This is a genomic window from Pantoea sp. DY-15, from assembly GCF_019795935.1.
In the GTDB taxonomy this organism is placed as follows: domain Bacteria; phylum Pseudomonadota; class Gammaproteobacteria; order Enterobacterales; family Enterobacteriaceae; genus Pantoea; species Pantoea leporis.
In genome coordinates, this window is the sequence record NZ_JAIMIF010000007.1 from 1 (window position 1) to 16,387 (window position 16,387).

Genomic DNA, 16,387 nt, shown 5'->3' on the forward strand with positions numbered 1-16,387 from the left:
ATGGCGTCCAGCTTCCCTTCCAGCACCGGAATAATTAACTCACCCTGCGATAAATCCTGTTCAATTAAAAATGCCCGGCTGGTGATATAGCCGCGCTGCATATACCAGTCAGAAATGGCATGCACCAGTGAATTAATTTCGGTTAAGTTCAGGCAGCGATGAATATAAGGTGCGGCCAGCGATTGCTGCTGGCTGGCAGAAATCAGCGTGGCGTTGCGAATAGCGATTTGCTGCACCGGAAAGCAGGGGCCGGCCTGAGCGGAATCCGCTGCTGGTGTGCTCTGCGGCGCGGTAGCATTCCATAATGCGTCACGCTGCTGCTGGTCATTTTGCAAACGTTGCTGTTGCTGGTTCTGAATATAATCACGATCGCCGGGGTTTAAGGGGGCAGCTGTGACTTTTGTTGCGGTTAACATAGCGACGAGCGCTAACCACATCCTTGTATTAGGCATCATTTTTTTCGAATGGTTAATTAATCTGTTTGTAAGCGTTCTGTAAAGAAGCGAAAGGGAGGATATCACCTAATCAATCAGAGAGTTCCGTTAATTTAGAAAAAAGATAGATAGTCTAACATTTATATTATTTGTTAAAATAAGTAATGACTTATGTCAAATATCAGGATAAAGCACCATTATCAGTTGGCCCGATTACTAATAAATAAAAGCTAAGAGTAGTCACTCTGATGATTAAAGGATATTTACGATGAGAGAAAAAAGGAAATCATTAAAAACACCTAATGCTTAATTACTTTCCGTTATAAATAAAATGTGAAATTCATCACCTGTCACCCAGTTGCAGGATCTGAGTAAGAAATACGCAATTTTAAAATAGGATTTATGAAGTATTTAAACCAGAGCAATTAATGAGATGTTAGAAGTTTCGAGAGAAGCGGCTCAATAATGAAACTCAACCAGACGACGCCAGTTTATATTGGCACTTGGGGTTGTGTTGTAAAGTGTTAAAAATCGGTTATCAGGATTTACACCATTGTAGATATCCCTTTCTGTCGCATCGTAATTCAGGGAATGCCTTGAGGCAGCTTTGCAAAGAAATCAGCATAGCTTCGCGAACGCTGCTGGCGTATGACTTCCTTAAGCGCATCCAGTGGCGTTTCTGACCAGTCGACCCGTGTATCGACAGAGGCGTACTCCCGATCAAGCCAGATTTTCAAGGCGGCAGATTTAATGCCGCGCCTATCTCCACCTGCTCCAGCACCGGCTTCTAGCGCGGCGAATAATCGATCGTCAAAAGATTCGTTCTGCGATTGATGATAGTGATCCAGCATGGCTGTCAGTGTGTGATCATTTAACAGAAGATTGCCACCGACTACGCATTCACTTGTTACCAGGCAGCCAGCATACGTGCCGCATAGCCTGCCGCTCCAGTGAGCTATCTGGCCGTTAACATCAACAATCATCACCTGACGCCGTTCACTGTCATCATCTTCACCCAGAAGTCTTTCAAGCGTTTGTGCTGCAGAAAAACCGCTCCGCAGGTACCCAATACCATGAATACCATACAGCGGATTTGTCATCGCCTGAGTGGCAATAGCACCGACTCCCGCTGCACCATGCACTACCAGAGCCCCCACGGATGGGCCAGCCGTGGCTGTTGCAACTCCAAGCGCGCCGGTAATCGGATCACGCGCAACAATCGATAAAGTCATTTCTACTCCCGTTCACATATAAGAAAATTATAGGGATAAATTATTGCAAAGAACTTTATTTATGCGCATAAATTAATTTAAGGCAATGCTTAATCTTTCACCGCAGGTAGATGAGGGCGCTATGTTCAGCGAGCACACCAGAATGGGTTTAATCAAAAGATTGCTGCCAGTTTGTCTGGCTCTGGGGATGGTCACTATTTACCCGTTAAAGGCCGCCACACCGGCGGATGCGCTATTGATTGGACAGGTGGCAGAACCGCAATCTCTCGATCCGCAGGTCGCAACAGCCGCCAATGATTCCCGTATTCTGGTTAACCTTTACGATGGTCTGGTGCGTAATGGTGCCAATAAACTGGATATTGAACCTGCTCTCGCAATACACTGGCAAATCAGCCCGGATGGCCTTAATTATCGTTTTCAGCTGCGCCGGGGCGTCATCTTTCATGATGGCACACCCTTTAATGCTGCTGCGGTGAAGTACACGTTTGAGCGCATGCTGGATGATAAGCATCCAGAACATGATACCGGGCCCTTCCCGCTCTCCTTCTTCTTTTCTTCGATCAAAACCATCGACGTTGTCGATGAGTACACCGTGGTATTTCATCTTAAACAGCCGTTTGCCCCACTGCTCTCTAACTTCGCCACGCCAGCGGGCCTGATCGTGTCGCCGACCGCAGTAGCAAAATATGGCAAAGACTTTGGTCGTCATCCGGTGGGTACCGGCGCATTCCACTTCAGCGAATGGCAATCCAATCAGCGCGTGGTGGTTAGTGCCAATAAAAATTATTGGGACGGTAAACCGGCTATCAATACCGTGGTATTCCGCCCCATTACGGACAGCAACACCCGTGTTGCTGAAATGCTCTCTGGCGGTATTGACGCCATGCCTGAAGTGCCGCCCGATACCGTCAAACTGTTTGAGCAAAAGCACGATCGCTTCCGGCTTTACCAGACCACAGGTCCACATGTCTGGTACGTAATGCTGAACACCAAAATTGCTCCGTTTAACGATGTCCGTGTTCGGCAGGCGGTGAACTACGCCATCAATAAACAATCGCTGGTGGAGAATATTCTGCAGGGCTCTGCCGATGTCGCCACTGGACCGATACCTGCTGCATTTCACTGGGCAAATAACAAAGACGTCTCTGCCTATCCTTATGATCCTCAGAAAACACGCCAACTGCTGAAAGAGGCCGGAGCAGAAGGTGCGACCCTTAAGTTCTTCGTTACCGAGGGTGGTTCGGGCATGCTTGATCCGTTACCGATGGCCGTTGCCATTCAGGCCGATCTCAAAGCCGTGGGCTTGCAGGTAAAAATTGAAACCTATGAATGGAACACTTATCTGGCAAAAGTGAACGCCGGCCTTGATGGTCAGACACACATGGCTGAAATGGCCTGGATGACCAACGATCCCGACACGTTGCCTTTCCTCACCCTCCGAAGCGACGCCTGGCCCGACAAAGGTGGCTTTAACTCCGGTTACTACAGTAATCCTAAGCTGGATACTTTACTGCAACAGGCTCGCCTGACTACCGACAACACAGCACGCGGGGCGATTTATCAGCAGGTACAGGAAATCGTGCATCAGGATGCACCGTGGATCTTCGTCGCCAACTGGAAGCAGAACGCGGTGACGTCGACCCGTATTGAGCATTTCACCCTGCAACCAAATTTCAATCTGTTACTTAACCGGGTAACGAAACACTGACTCTCATTTGAGGAGCCTGACGATGTGGATCTACCTATTAAAAAGGTTGTTATCTGTTATTCCGGTGCTGATTGGACTGTCACTGATTGTGTTTCTGATCCTGGCGCTGATCCCCGGTAATCCAGCGCAGGCGCTACTGGGTGCATGGGCGACTCCAGAAAATGTTGCGCGCATCAATCAGGAGTTGGGCCTGGATAAACCGCTGTACCAGCAATACTTCATCTGGATTGGCAACCTGCTGCATGGGGATTTTGGTCGCTCGTATGTACTCCATCGACCGGTTATAGACGAGGTGCTCGATCGATTGGGGGCTACCCTGATCCTGGGCGGCACCGCCCTGCTGATCAGTTCTGTTCTTGGCCTGCTGGCAGGGGTGATTTCAGCAGTCCGTCAGTTTGGCTGGGCCGATCGGACAATCACGCTGTTGGTGCTGTTGGGGATCTCGCTGCCTTCTTTCTGGATTGGTTTACTGATGATCATGGTATTTGCAGTACAGCTGCAGTGGTTCCCGGCATCTGGTATGTATGCCATATGGGGTGGCGGCGGACTGCTTGATTTGCTGCACCACCTCGCCATGCCTGCGATCACGCTTGCGCTGGTGGCAACGGGTGTGATCGCGCGCTTAACCCGCACGGCCATGCTTGAGGTTCTGCGTCAGGATTATATTCGCACCGCCCGCGCTAAAGGACTCAGTGAACGCAAAGTGATCTGGCGCCATGCATTCCGTGCGGCGCTGGTGGCGGTGATCCCGGTGATTGGCATTCAGGCTGGTTTTGTTATGGGTGGCGCAGTTTACATTGAGACTGTTTTTCAATGGCCGGGACTGGGCGCGATGCTGGTTAAAGCCGTCGCTACGCGCGATCTATTGCTAGTACAGGGCGGTGTACTGGTTGCTGCCGCAGCCTATGTGCTGATCAATCTATGTGCAGACATCCTGCAGTCGCTTCTCGACCCGAGGTTAACATCATGAGCCAGACAACATCTTTGGCGCCGACGCGTCACCGGGCGTCTCTCTGGTCACTGCTGCTCGCCAATCGGCTTGCCACATTAGGCCTGATAATACTGCTGCTGGTACTGATTACGGAACTGGCCGCACCGGTGATGCCGCTGCAAGACCCCGACGCCACGAATCTGCTGCAACGTCTGCTGCCACCGATGTCGCCGAATCATCTTCTTGGCACAGACCCGCTTGGCCGGGATCTACTATCACGCCTGATATGGGGCACGCGAGTGTCGCTGGTAGTGGGAATAAGCGCCACACTCATGGCTGCTCTGTTTGGCACATTCATTGGGTTAGTCGCGGGTTACGCGGGTGGACGAACGGATAGCGTGTTAATGCGTCTGATCGATATGCTGATGGCCTTTCCCTACATTCTACTGGCACTGGTTATTGTTGCTGTGCTGGGGCCGAGCCTCATCAATGCTCTGTACGCTATAGCTGTGGTCAATATTCCTTTCTTTGCTCGTAACATCCGTGGTCTGACCATCGGGCTGCGCCAGCGCGACTTCATTCATGCCGCGCGCCTATCTGGTAAAAATCACTTCCAGATTCTGCTGACCGAAGTGCTGCCAAATGTACTGCCTGTGATAGTGATAACCATGTCCACCACCGTTGGCTGGATGATCCTTGAAACCGCCGGACTTTCGTTTCTTGGCCTTGGCGCGCAGCCGCCCGCCGCTGATTTAGGATCTATGCTTGGCCAGGGCCGCGCACAGATGTTCAGCGCACCGCACGTATCGTTGGTCCCGGGCATCATGATCTTCCTGCTGGTGATGAGTTTTAACCTACTCGGTGACGGCATCCGAGACATGCTCGATCCACGTATGAAATCCGGGGTGCAACTGCGAGCCAGCGAAATGACTGACGTCAACCGACCTGCTATCCCTGCAGCGCGCTTTGCCAATGATGCCGTACTCGAAGTGGTCGATTTAGAGGTGGATTTTCGTTCAGGAACACGCCGGCAAGCCGCAGTTAAGGGGATTAGCTTCTCAGTGCGCGCGGGGGAATGCTTAGGTCTGATAGGAGAAAGTGGATCGGGCAAAAGTGTCACTGCATTATCTATAATGGGTTTGGTCGCATCACCGCCGGGTGAAGTCAGTGGTGGCGCCGTCTACGTCTCAGGTGAAGAGATGTTGTCACTCACCCCTTCCCAGCTGCAGCAACGTCGGGGGACGCGCGTCGCCTACATATTCCAGGACCCGCTAACCACCCTTCACCCGCAGATCAGCATCGGACAACAGGTTATTGAAGCTGTTCAGGCTCATCAGCCGCTTTCACGTCGCCAGGCTGAGATCAAAGCGCGGGCATTACTCGATAGTGTTGGTATTCCGGATGCCGGAAAGCGTTTTACCGCCTATCCACATCAGCTCTCCGGCGGGCAGCGGCAGCGCGTGGGTATTGCCATGGCATTAGCCAACGATCCTGACATCATCATTGCCGATGAACCCACTACTGCGCTGGATGTGACGGTACAGGCGCATATCCTCGCACTGTTACAGCAGTTGCGGCGTGAACGTGGCCTGACGTTGTTATTCATTACTCACGATTTCGGCGTCATCGCGCAAATTTGTGATCGGGTGGCTGTGATGCGCCAGGGCGAAATAGTCGAAACCGGTGACACGCAGCAGGTACTTAATGCCCCGCAGCACGAGTACACGCATCGACTCATTGCCAGCGTGCCAAAACTTGGCCAGGGGCGGTCATTCCTGCAGCATGTCGCACGTCTCTATATGCCCAACAATACCGCGGAGAAAAGCCTATGACCTACGCGTTAGAAGTAGAACATCTCAATAAGACTTTTGGCCGACGTGCAAGCTGGTTATCACCCGCGGAGCATCAGGTTACCGCGGTGAAAGATCTCTCACTGCAACTGGCCAAAGGCGAAACCCTGGCCGTTGTTGGGGAAAGCGGCTCAGGAAAAAGTACGCTAGCGCGCATGTTAGTGGGACTCGAAACACCCAGTTCGGGTGTAATCCGCCTAATGGGCGAAGATATGCGCCAGCACAAGCGTAACAGCAAAGCGTTCGCCCAGTTGATTCAGTATGTGTTTCAGGATCCCCAGGCTTCTCTCAACCCGCGTCACACCATTGGTGACATTCTGGATGCGCCACTCAAACATTTGCGCAACTACACCTCATCGGAAAGACAACGGCGCAAGTTAGAATTACTGGACGCGGTACAGATGCCGGCAGATGCACTTCACGGCTACTCGCATGAATTCTCCGGCGGCCAGGCACAGCGACTGGCGATTGCCCGAGCACTGGCAGCAGAAGCACAGATACTCGTGCTGGACGAACCGGTCAGCGCACTGGATGTGTCAGTTCAGGCACAGGTTCTGCTGTTATTGGAGCAGCTAAAACAACAGTTCTCCCTCTCCTATCTGTTTATTAGTCACGACCTGGCGGTAGTTGAAGCTATCGCCGATCGTGTGGCCGTTATTTATCGGGGAGATTTGGTAGAATGCGCGGCAAGTGATGCACTGTTTAACGCGCCGCAGCATGCCTATACCCAAAGCCTGCTTGCCAGCGCGCCGCGCCTGTAATGGACAAAGATGAAAAGTGAAAACCGAGATCTAGCAGAACCCGCCCGTCGTAAGCGTACCGATGAGATTGTTGATGCCATCAAAGAGGCGATCGTTCGTGACAACCTGCAGCCAGGCGATCGACTGCCGCAGGAAAAAGATCTCGCCACACGTTTTTCCGCAGGTAAAAGCACGGTTCGCGAGGCACTCAAGTCGCTTGAAGTTCAGGGACTCATTCGCACGCGCACTGGACCTGGTGGCGGCGCGTTTATCGAACCCATGAGTGAATCACGTGCCATGAGTTTGATGTCCAACTTCCTCTTCACACGCGACCTGTCGATCGCAAACATTTATGCCCTGCGCAAGGCCCTGGAGCCACTGGTTGCAGTGAGCGCCATCGAGCATATTGATGCGAAAGGATTTGAGCAGCTGCACCAGTTAATTGCCACCTACGATCATGAACCAGTAGACGATGATGAACGCTGGAACCAGCGCATGGCAGAGCTCGATTTTCATGCTGTGGTGGCCAGCTATTCCGACAATGTGCTGCTGGCATTCATTTGCCGATTCTTACAACGCCTACTCAAAGAGCAAGCCGTCTGCAAAGACATTTACCAGCGCCCAGAGCCTGTCGCACGCGCCACCGGTATAGATTTTCAATACAAGTTAATCGACGCAATGCGTCGCAAAGACACCTCACAGGTTGAAAACATCATGCGACAGCATATGCAGCATGCAGAGGATGCAATGCTCAAGCTGGAAGCATCGCTTGAAGAGCGTTTCATGAATGAGTAAGTAGACTCATGATTAGGAATCCAGATGTGAATGAGATAAAGCAGGCAGTACCGAATATACTTATTATGTTTAATAAGATATCTAAACACGTACTCAAATCGCCAACTGCTCATCACCTAGCTTCTATCTAATCACCCTCACGTTATTCCATACTTGCTCTTAGCATTTTGCTCTAAACATGAAGATCATAATTTAAAAAATTGAATTTTTTACATAAATAACATTATGCGACCTTTGGTTTGTAACGGCTAAATTCAGATGTCCGCCTCGGAGATGCGGATATTTTGTTGGACTGATTATGTTGAGCATCCTCAGATGCTGCCGTAGTACATTTCATTATTGATCCGCCCGAAGAAACCTTCGCATGCTGCGTTATCCGATGAGCAACCTTTGCGCGACATGGACCTTATAAGTCCCGACGAGTTGATACGATCAAGTCAGCCTGACCATTGATAATGACTGCCTCTGTCGCTGTGTATCAAAGGCTTTCCATTTTCTGTGAGCGTATCGATCGCATCATCCAGCATGGTATTCACCAGCTTTGCGTCCGGCCGCGTTCCGATCGTCCTGCTCACCACTTTGCCGTCAAAGGGGGGCGGACAATTTAAAGGCAGAAAGTTGGGTTATTCAGAGGAATACAGCATCCTTGGCTCTGGCGCCCTAATCAGGCAGTCCGTTTGCGTACAACCACTGTTTTACAGCACTGACTACGGAATACATACCTCCAGAGTCAGGCTGTCGTTCATCAACTTCAGGCGCATTCGAGCACTGAGCGCTTCATCGTTCCGGCCAGGTTTTCCAGTAAATTTTTCAACATCTGCACGGCGAGCATGACGCTCTGCAGGTTGTAATAAAGTGCGGCGTCATGCTGAATCAGATACTCTTCAAATTCCCGGTTGCGGAGTAATCCCATGGCTGAGTTAATCTGTTCCCGGAGATGGTTGCAGTTATTCATGTAAACATCCAGAGACTGATAATTCCCATCAGTCAGCTGGTGAAGCAGGATATTTACCTGCTCAAACTGCGTCATCAGCTCGCGATGATGCTTACCGTGTTTAATGAATTCATTAATATCCATGATTTCCCCATGAAATAAAGCACCCATCAGAAACGCTGCCAGTTCGCGCTGTCAGGCTTGCTGTAAAATGATCGGATCGGTACGTGCAGACGAGTGGGTTCAACAGGAATAATACTTTCTGGCAGTGCTGACTCCACACCTGCGGTACCGGGAAGAGAAAACTGCCTGACCAGACCAGAAAGCCTCTGCGCCTGATCCTGAAGCGAGGCGGAGGCCGCGGACGCTTCTTCTACCAGCGCCGCATTCTGCTGGGTAACATCGTCCATCTGACTGATGGCGAGGTGCACCTGAGTAATGCCGGTATTTTGCTCTTCTGCCGCGGCCGCGATGTCACTGACCAGATCGTTGACCTGACGGAACGCTCTCTTGAGTTCCGACATATTCCCCTCAACCGCCTCGGCCTGAGTGGCGCCGGATTCCACCAGGTTATAGGATGTATCGATGAGGTGTTTTATCTCACGTGCGGCCTGCGTAGACCGCTGGGAAAGGCTCCGGACCCCGCCTGCAACAACGGCGAAGCCCTTGCCCTGTTCTCCAGCCCGCGCGGCTTCTACGGCTGCGTTCAGTGCCAGGATGTTGGTCTGAAACGCGATGCCCTCTATCAGCGTGACAATTTCCGTGACCTTTTTCGAACTGCTCCTGATTTCCGCCATGGTAATCAGCATACTTCCCAGCGATGCCGCACTGGCGTCTGAAAGTTCAGCGGCATTACCGGACAGATGGCTCGCCTGACGCGTATTTTCGGCCGTCTGCCGGACCGTTTCGCTCAGCTCCGCCATGCTGGCCGCCGTCTGCTCGAGCGAGGCTGCCTGCTGCTCGGTACGGGAGGATAAATCTTCATTGCCGGCCGCAATCTGTGCTGAAGCCGAACTCACCGCATGGGAGGATGTACTTACAGCGTCCAGCGCGGTACTGACACGAAGCAGGAGCTGGTTGAATGCCTTTGCCATGACCCCGACTTCATCTCTGCGGCTGTCGTCAGCCTTAACGCTCAGATCCAGTCGGTCACCCGCGTGCAGCATGATTTCACTGATATGTTGCAGGCTCCGGCGAATACGCAGCAGGGTAAAAACGGTCAGCGTGCCAAGCAGCGCGATAGCAAGCGTCACCCCGACAGACATCCCCCAGAGGGTCCGCTTAAAAATCTCGTGGTTGATACGGCGCAGCCCTTCAGAAAGCGAGATATTGAGCACCAGCTGTTGACGATAGCCTTCTTTCAGCTCGTCGATGGCACCGCCGATGCCGCTTCCGTTCTCGAGCATGCTAAGCGTAACGTTGTCCTGATGCGCGCGGGACGCACTGAGGAAGGCTGGCAGCCTTGACTCAACTAGCCGGATTGTGACCAGCCCCTTTTCAGTCATCTTTTTGTCTTCATCGCTGGAGACATCGTTTTTCAGGTAATAATCCGCCAGGGTGCGGATATCCGCGATCCTCTGCGTAATGTCCTTTTCAACGGCCGGCATGCGCGCGTTGTCAGTCTGACTCTGATGCCGGTAAAGCGTCAGGGAAAGCCGGTTGCTGCGATCAATGAGCTCCCCCAGGTCCTTTATAGAAGGAATAGCATTATCCTGAACGTATTCAAAACGATCTTGAAATACGGAAAGCAGATGCACTGAAATAATTCCGGTCACAACGAGCGAAGCCGAGAGTAAAAAAAAAGCCAGGGTCAGCCTTTGCGTAATGTTCATTATTTTTTCACCTGGTAAAAGTTACAATTAAAAGGATTTAACAGCCGATCCATCGGCAAAAAAAAACCAACAATTATTTCAATAAAGCTGATTGAAATTATTATTAATTATTCATTTTATTTGATGTAGGTTCCCAGGGGAAATAATGGACATTCGTAATTCGGTGCTAATTTAAACCTCCAGAGTTCTTGGCTCGCATCCACTGACGGTAATGTGCAGGTGACATATCCATGGCCAGTTTAAACGCTTTACGGAAGGCCGTATCTTCAGAATAACCGCAGTTGAGAGCTACCTGATGAACACTGACGCTGGTGCTGGTAAGCATGGGGCACGACATCTCAATACGTATCCTTGTAATAAACTCCTTAGGACTCTCCTGCGACAGCGCCTTAAGCCTGCGCTGCAGCGTGCGTTCCGTAGTACCAAGAGCGGCAGCCAACTGTGCGGCATTTGTGGAGGGATTCTTAAACCGGATGAATTCCTGTGCGCGAACCAGAAAGGACATACCTTTATCTACAGGGCTGGAGACTGTGTCCAGATTCTGCCCCAGCAAATCATTATCCTTCAGCGACATCTCTGACGTGAGGCTGGCCACCTCCGCCCCTGCTGCTTTTTCAATGATATGCAGGGCAAGGGAAATCCACGAAAAGCACCCTCCCGTAGTGATCACCCCCCTGTCTTCCTCAAACTTTTTACCTTTTGCTAAGACGGCATCAGGATAACGTTCCTGTAGCATATGGCTGACCCACCAGGTTGTTGAATATGATCGTCCCTTCAGCAATCCCGCTTCGCCGAGGATAACGCTGCCAGTGCCCGCTCCGGCGACCAGTACGCCTTTCTCATGCATATTCCTGAACCAGTCCGCTGCAAGCCGGATACTGGCCATATTCAACGGCTGCAGGTCGTGCCCAAGCAACATTCCCGGCGCAATGAGTACGTCAGGCTGTCCCGCCGTTTTAAAGGAACTGTCAATATGAATGAGTCTGCCTTCAGCATCCCAGACCGGAGCGCCATCCGCGCTGACGATAAGCGTTTCAAAGGTTTGAGGATGAAGCCTGGATGCATGTTCTGGGGAGGCGGCAATCGCCTTATTGGTTATCCAGAACAGGTCGGTGGGGCCTGCAATAGCGGACAGTACGCTCCCCTCTAAAGCAAGTATGGCAATACGCATGGCGGTCTCCGTATAAGAAAAGTGTCGTAATTTGCGTGAAAATTGTTACTTTTTTCACTTTTTATAGGCTGAAAAAACCGAAAAATTGCAAAAAAGGGTGCGGCAGCCGATATTTTGCACAATATTATATTCATCTCCGTTCTCTGGTTAGTTATATGTGTTATTTTTTTCACATTTATATAAGCACTTAGTGTTGTATATTCAAACAAAATTGAGAGGGCTGCCGGTGTAGCATACGATGTGCAGGCAATCCGCTAAATATGGTGTACCTGGTTTTCCTAAAAAGGCTTACTTACTATTATGACCAGTGAAGAAGCACCGCATTCATATAGCAAACCTGCGATCCCCATTTAAAAAACATCTGCAAAACCCACGTCGTATCGATATTCAGGTGCTCTTTGATCAGCATGCTTGGCGAGAGGTATTGCTCAATGCAGCAGCGTGATCAAAAAGTAATTGAGGAGGGCTCCAGCGCCGGGTGTAGCTCCGGATGAACTATGACTCGCTTTATGTGGTGAGTTCGCGACACACGAAGAGGCTTACGCCTCTTCCTTTTTGGTTACTTAACCGTTTCGCAGAATTCAATGATTAACTGACAGGCTTTTTCCAGAGAATCGTTATCAATGGCGTAGGCGATGCGAATATAAGGCCCCAAGCCAAATGCACTACCATGCACGACGGATACACCTTTTTCTTCCAGCAATGCGGTTGCTACATCTTCATCCGTTGCCAGATACTGACCCGCTGCTGACGTTTTGCCAATCAGAGCGCTACAGTCTGCAAAGGAATAAAATGCACCCTGCGGCATGTCACAGTGCAGGCCTTGTGCGCTATTGAGCATGCGGACCATTAAATCCCGGCGTGCTGAGAAAGCCTGACGCGAAGTGGTCAGGAAATCACGCGGACCGGTCAGCGCTGCCAGCGCGGCGTGCTGTGAAATGGAGCTGGCACCGGAGGTCTGTTGCCCCTGCAGCTTCTCCATGGCGCTGATGAGCCAGCGCGGGCCTACGCAGAACCCGATACGCCAGCCAGTCATGGCCCAAGCTTTCGATACGCCGTTCATCGTCAGAATGCGATCTCTGAGCGCAGGAACAACCGCCGCCATCGTAGCAAACTCGATGTCATCAAAAATGAGATGCTCATAAATATCATCCGACAGGATGAGTATTTGCGGGTGTCTGATCAAAACATTTCCCAGCGCCGCCAGTTCGTCTCTGCTGTAGACCGCACCGGTTGGATTGGAGGGCGAGTTCAGAATAATCCAGCGCGTACGCGGCGTTATTGCGGCATCCAGCAAGTCAGGCGTGAGCTTAAAGCCGCTTTCCTGCCCACAGGCCACCGTAACGGGTGTTCCGCCGCAAAGCTGAACCATTTCCGGATAACTCACCCAGTAAGGCGCCGGAATAATGACTTCATCATCGTCATTCAGCGTAGCGGCCAGTGCGTTATAAATGACCTGTTTTCCGCCATTACTGATAAGGGTTTCCTGCCAGCTGACGTCAAGTCCGTTATCCAGCCGGAATTTATTCACTACGGCCTCACGTAATGCCCTGAGACCGGCTACCTGCGTATAGCGGGTATGGCCATTCTGAATAGCCATCATCGCCGCTGCACAAATATGCTTTGGCGTCGGGAAATCAGGTTCCCCGGCGCTCAGTGAAATGATGTTTTGGCCCTGCGCCTTCAGTTCTGCCACCTTGTCCATTATGCGATAGGTGGCGGACGGCTTGCCGCGCTCCAGGTATCGGTTAAGCTGCTGAGATGCTGTCATTGAGTTCTCCAGTGCGCCAGGCCCATCAGATCAACCGTAGTGCTGCCTGCTTCCAGTTTCTGCATCATGGCCCGCTCTTTCACCTCCCTTTGTTCAGAAGCCTCAAGCACGCGCGTCACCTCCTGCGCCGGGATAACGACAATACCGTCATCATCGGCAACGACCAAATCGCCGGCCTCTACGGAAATACCGGTAAAGCTGACAGGTTCGCCAACCGATTTGTAGCTCGCTTTAATCGTGCCGCGTACCGCAACTCCGCGCGAGTAAAGCGGAAAGCCGCGTTTCAGTACGGCTGCAATATCACGCACGCCACCATCAATAATCAGGCCTTTGACGCCGGCCGCCTGCGCAGCGACCGTCAGTACTTCCCCCCAGTAGCCTGCGATGAAGTTATCCGTTGTCACAACCAGCACGCTCCCCTCTGGCACTTTTTCCAGCGCCAGATGCAGTGCCAGATTATCTCCGGGAGAACAGGCAAGCGGATAAGCAGGCGCCGCGATACCCATGCCACGCCAGACCGTTTTTATTGCCGGGTCTACGGCACAATTCAGACCAGAGGCTTCAAACAGCGTTGAGCTACCAAGCTGCAGCGCGCGTTGAGCCTGTTCTTCTGTATAAAGTGACATTATGCTTTCCTCTGCAGCAGGTGGTACCCCAGCTCTTCGCGCGCCTGGCGCAGCGATTTATCTTCAACAAGTGCATGACGGATAGCTGATTCTATTTTTTCAATTTCATGCGCTACGCCTGCGACCTCTTCCGCCCTGTCGCGCGGGACAATCACCACGCCGCTCGCATCCGCCACAACGATATCGTTCGGTTCCACGCGCGCCGTGCCGATCGATACGGGCTGATTAATGGCATTGACCTGCACGCGGTCTTTGCCTGTGCGCATGAAGCGGCCTTTAGAGAAGATCGGATATCCGTCACCTAACGCTTTATGAACGTCACGGCATACGCCATCAATAACGGTGCCCGCGATACCTTTGCTGCCGGCAACCTGCGTCATGATGTCGCCCCATACCGTACAGTCTGTGCGTCCGTTGTTATCAATGACAACCATATATCCGGCGGGCACATCATCGATAAAATCGCCCACGGTTCCGGGAGGATTGCTGGCTGGCTCATACCGTACGGTATAAGCAAGACCCACGACAGCTTGCCTGTAGTTATCAAGTGGCATGACATCAAAACACTGTCCGCTCAGTCCGAGTTTATCCAGCGCGTCAGAAACGCCTGCGGTATTAAGTCCTTTGAACAGCTCGAGGAGCTGCTTTTCTGTTTCGCTCATGCCTTTTCACCCTAGTTAATCGCTTCAAACTGACTGTCATGCATGACTTCCGCTACTGAACGGCCTGCGCGAACGGCGGCTACCATGCCGTTCTGACGATGCGCGATTTTTTCAGCCTGCTTAATGACTTCTTCAATGAATTCAGCGGGAATAAAGACCGTTCCGCAGCGGTCAGCGATCACATAGTCATTTTCTTTTACCGTAACACCCGCCATGGTGACCGGATTGCCGGAATCAAGCTGTATGACGCGATTACGGGCGCTGATCATAGTGATGCCGCGGCCATAAACCGGATAGCCAATTTCCTCACTGCCTTCAATGTCCCGGCTCATGCCGTCCAGTACTGAACCACGTACGTTTTTACCCTTTGCCGCATTTGCAATGATGTCTCCCCAGCAGGAAATCCCCTCTTTACCGCCGGCAATGACCAGCACACGATCGTCAGAGGTAATTGCATCGATGACTGGCGTGATGAGGTGAACGGTAGGTCTTGCATCGGTTTTGGGGCCAAGCTGAATCGTGCTGGCGCGTCCAGCGATTTTTGGACAGTTCCATAGCGGGCGCAGGCCATAGGTCGCCCCCGGAAGCTCCAGAAAATCGAGAGCATCGGAAACCGTATTGGTATCAAGGCTGGCAAGCCTGTCGAGCAGAGAATGAGATGACATGGCGTTATCCATGGTGGTTGATTTAACCACACTATTGAACAACTATCCTGATAGGTAAAATACTTAAAGAAAATGGTTTTAATATTAAAAACATATCGAGGGAATATGATTAATTTTCGCATATTAAGACACATGTGGCTGTTTCTGGCCGTGGCAGAAGAGAAGCATTTTGGCCGCGCGGCTAAACGGCTCGGCATGACACAGCCACCACTGACGCAGCAAATTCAGGTGCTTGAAAGCTCGCTAAAAATCCAGCTGTTTGACCGGTCCCGGAAAGGAGTGCAGTTAACGCCCGCCGGCCAGGCAATCCTGCCTGCAGTGAAAAAGTTCGCCGGGCAGGTTGAGCGACTCGATCTGGCTATTCGCGAAGCGATTGCCGGTCAGACCGGCATTATTACCGTGGGGGCTATCAGTACGGCCATGCTTGACGTGCTGCCGGCCTACCTGGAAAAAATGAAGAAAGCGGTGCCAGAACTGACCATTTCGGTTAAAGAGATAGACAGCGCTGAGGCTATACCCTTACTGCAAAGCGGGGACATTGACCTGGCCTTTGCGCGTCTTACCGGCGCACTTGGTAATGATATCGCGTCCCTGCCGTTGGCCAGCGATAATCTGGTTGTTGCCCTTCCCCATGACCACTTTCTTGCCGGAAAAAACAGCGTTGCGCTTGACGCATTAAGCAATGAAAAGTGGGTTATGTTTGCCCGACATGTTAGCCCGGTTTTTTACGACAGCATCACAGCTGCTTGTCATAACCGGGGGTTTTCGCCCCGGATAATTCATGAAGTTCGATCTGTTGCATCTCAGATAGCATTCGTGAGCTGCGGCCAGGGCATCGCGCTCGTTCCCTCGAAGCTGGAGCGTCTGTCCCCCGCAAACATAGTGACTTTACCTCTCGACAAAAATATCAAAGTCATCACAACCGCCGTTGCCTGGTCCAGCGCAAGAAACAATCCTGCTGTAGATATGTTTATAGAGGTTATCAAGCAAACTTAAAGTATCAGGTAAGCCGTTAATTATCACAGGATCTTTTGTC

Annotated in this window: 15 protein-coding genes and 1 pseudogene; 6 read left to right on the top strand and 10 right to left on the bottom strand. The window is 51.5% G+C overall.

The genetic code is table 11. The annotated features are described in order from the left end of the window. Both K5Y32_RS21560 and K5Y32_RS21565 read right to left on the bottom strand, forming a co-directional pair. The coding region (locus K5Y32_RS21560) for a POTRA domain-containing protein (RefSeq protein WP_304624063.1) at window positions 1–416 on the bottom strand (416 nt) is incomplete at its 3' end. A 602-nt stretch (window positions 417–1,018) separates the two neighbouring features. Beyond that, window positions 1,019–1,666, bottom strand: a complete 648-nt coding sequence (locus K5Y32_RS21565) for a DUF1028 domain-containing protein (protein ID WP_222185736.1) — start codon at window positions 1,664–1,666, stop codon at window positions 1,019–1,021. Between the two features lie 187 nt (window positions 1,667–1,853). Between K5Y32_RS21565 and K5Y32_RS21570 the strand changes: the two genes are divergently transcribed. From K5Y32_RS21570 to K5Y32_RS21590, 5 genes are read left to right on the top strand one after another with little or no spacing between them, the layout of a single operon-like run. Beyond that, on the top strand, window positions 1,854–3,374 hold the full coding sequence (locus K5Y32_RS21570) for an ABC transporter substrate-binding protein (protein WP_255602777.1): 1,521 nt from the start codon (window positions 1,854–1,856) through the stop codon (window positions 3,372–3,374). Window positions 3,375–3,396: 22 nt separating this feature from the next. Further along, on the top strand, window positions 3,397–4,344 hold the full coding sequence (locus K5Y32_RS21575) for an ABC transporter permease (RefSeq protein WP_222185737.1): 948 nt from the start codon (window positions 3,397–3,399) through the stop codon (window positions 4,342–4,344). After that, on the top strand, window positions 4,341–6,137 hold the full coding sequence (locus K5Y32_RS21580; protein WP_222185738.1) for a dipeptide/oligopeptide/nickel ABC transporter permease/ATP-binding protein: 1,797 nt from the start codon (window positions 4,341–4,343) through the stop codon (window positions 6,135–6,137). The genes K5Y32_RS21575 and K5Y32_RS21580 overlap by 4 nt, the downstream gene beginning before the upstream one ends. Further along, entirely contained in the window at window positions 6,134–6,916 is a 783-nt protein-coding gene (locus tag K5Y32_RS21585; RefSeq protein WP_222185739.1) for an ABC transporter ATP-binding protein, read from the top strand. The genes K5Y32_RS21580 and K5Y32_RS21585 overlap by 4 nt, the downstream gene beginning before the upstream one ends. 9 nt (window positions 6,917–6,925) lie before the next feature. Then, the gene (locus tag K5Y32_RS21590; RefSeq protein ID WP_222185740.1) at window positions 6,926–7,690 is read left to right on the top strand and encodes a FadR/GntR family transcriptional regulator; all 765 of its coding nucleotides are present in this window, start codon (window positions 6,926–6,928) and stop codon (window positions 7,688–7,690) included. Window positions 7,691–8,013: 323 nt separating this feature from the next. Here the strand turns inward: K5Y32_RS21590 and K5Y32_RS21595 are convergent. From K5Y32_RS21595 to K5Y32_RS21630, 8 genes and pseudogenes are all read right to left on the bottom strand, one after another. After that, window positions 8,014–8,280 (bottom strand): annotated as a pseudogene (locus K5Y32_RS21595) (IS3 family transposase); the annotation flags it as partial. Between the two features lie 161 nt (window positions 8,281–8,441). Then, on the bottom strand, window positions 8,442–8,795 hold the full coding sequence (locus K5Y32_RS21600) for a hypothetical protein (RefSeq protein WP_255602779.1): 354 nt from the start codon (window positions 8,793–8,795) through the stop codon (window positions 8,442–8,444). Further along, window positions 8,795–10,456: a methyl-accepting chemotaxis protein gene (locus K5Y32_RS21605; RefSeq protein WP_222185741.1), complete on the bottom strand. Its 1,662-nt coding sequence runs from the start codon at window positions 10,454–10,456 to the stop codon at window positions 8,795–8,797. The genes K5Y32_RS21600 and K5Y32_RS21605 overlap by 1 nt, the downstream gene beginning before the upstream one ends. Window positions 10,457–10,622: 166 nt before the next feature. Then, window positions 10,623–11,627, bottom strand: a complete 1,005-nt coding sequence (locus K5Y32_RS21610; protein WP_222185742.1) for a GlxA family transcriptional regulator — start codon at window positions 11,625–11,627, stop codon at window positions 10,623–10,625. 559 nt (window positions 11,628–12,186) lie between these two features. Further along, window positions 12,187–13,398 carry a pyridoxal phosphate-dependent aminotransferase gene (locus K5Y32_RS21615; RefSeq protein WP_222185743.1) on the bottom strand — a complete coding sequence of 404 codons (1,212 nt, stop codon included), beginning with the start codon at window positions 13,396–13,398 and terminating at the stop codon, window positions 12,187–12,189. Next, window positions 13,395–14,024 carry an RraA family protein gene (locus tag K5Y32_RS21620; RefSeq protein ID WP_222185744.1) on the bottom strand — a complete coding sequence of 210 codons (630 nt, stop codon included), beginning with the start codon at window positions 14,022–14,024 and terminating at the stop codon, window positions 13,395–13,397. The genes K5Y32_RS21615 and K5Y32_RS21620 overlap by 4 nt, the downstream gene beginning before the upstream one ends. Then, window positions 14,024–14,686 carry an RraA family protein gene (locus tag K5Y32_RS21625; protein WP_222185745.1) on the bottom strand — a complete coding sequence of 221 codons (663 nt, stop codon included), beginning with the start codon at window positions 14,684–14,686 and terminating at the stop codon, window positions 14,024–14,026. Before K5Y32_RS21625 ends, K5Y32_RS21620 begins: the two co-directional genes overlap by 1 nt. Before the next feature lie 11 nt (window positions 14,687–14,697). Continuing rightward, window positions 14,698–15,351, bottom strand: a complete 654-nt coding sequence (locus tag K5Y32_RS21630) for an RraA family protein (protein ID WP_222185746.1) — start codon at window positions 15,349–15,351, stop codon at window positions 14,698–14,700. 105 nt (window positions 15,352–15,456) lie between these two features. Here K5Y32_RS21630 and K5Y32_RS21635 point away from each other — a divergent pair, with 105 nt between their 5' ends. Then, entirely contained in the window at window positions 15,457–16,347 is an 891-nt protein-coding gene (locus K5Y32_RS21635) for a LysR family transcriptional regulator (protein ID WP_222185747.1), read from the top strand. The last annotated feature ends 40 nt before the right edge of the window (window positions 16,348–16,387 follow it).

Bases quoted from the DNA above. Each gene is read 5' to 3' on its own strand.
- K5Y32_RS21610 (WP_222185742.1), bottom strand. From the start codon at position 11,627: ATGCGTATTGCCATACTTGCTTTAGAGGGGAGCGTACTGTCCGCTATT.
- K5Y32_RS21565 (WP_222185736.1), bottom strand. From the start codon at position 1,666: ATGACTTTATCGATTGTTGCGCGTGATCCGATTACCGGCGCGCTTGGA.
- K5Y32_RS21600 (WP_255602779.1), bottom strand. From the start codon at position 8,795: ATGGGTGCTTTATTTCATGGGGAAATCATGGATATTAATGAATTCATT.
- K5Y32_RS21635 (WP_222185747.1), top strand. From the start codon at position 15,457: ATGATTAATTTTCGCATATTAAGACACATGTGGCTGTTTCTGGCCGTG.
- K5Y32_RS21605 (WP_222185741.1), bottom strand. From the start codon at position 10,456: ATGAACATTACGCAAAGGCTGACCCTGGCTTTTTTTTTACTCTCGGCT.
- K5Y32_RS21630 (WP_222185746.1), bottom strand. From the start codon at position 15,351: ATGTCATCTCATTCTCTGCTCGACAGGCTTGCCAGCCTTGATACCAAT.
- K5Y32_RS21585 (WP_222185739.1), top strand. From the start codon at position 6,134: ATGACCTACGCGTTAGAAGTAGAACATCTCAATAAGACTTTTGGCCGA.
- K5Y32_RS21570 (WP_255602777.1), top strand. From the start codon at position 1,854: ATGGTCACTATTTACCCGTTAAAGGCCGCCACACCGGCGGATGCGCTA.
- K5Y32_RS21580 (WP_222185738.1), top strand. From the start codon at position 4,341: ATGAGCCAGACAACATCTTTGGCGCCGACGCGTCACCGGGCGTCTCTC.
- K5Y32_RS21620 (WP_222185744.1), bottom strand. From the start codon at position 14,024: ATGTCACTTTATACAGAAGAACAGGCTCAACGCGCGCTGCAGCTTGGT.
- K5Y32_RS21590 (WP_222185740.1), top strand. From the start codon at position 6,926: ATGAAAAGTGAAAACCGAGATCTAGCAGAACCCGCCCGTCGTAAGCGT.
- K5Y32_RS21575 (WP_222185737.1), top strand. From the start codon at position 3,397: ATGTGGATCTACCTATTAAAAAGGTTGTTATCTGTTATTCCGGTGCTG.
- K5Y32_RS21625 (WP_222185745.1), bottom strand. From the start codon at position 14,686: ATGAGCGAAACAGAAAAGCAGCTCCTCGAGCTGTTCAAAGGACTTAAT.
- K5Y32_RS21615 (WP_222185743.1), bottom strand. From the start codon at position 13,398: ATGACAGCATCTCAGCAGCTTAACCGATACCTGGAGCGCGGCAAGCCG.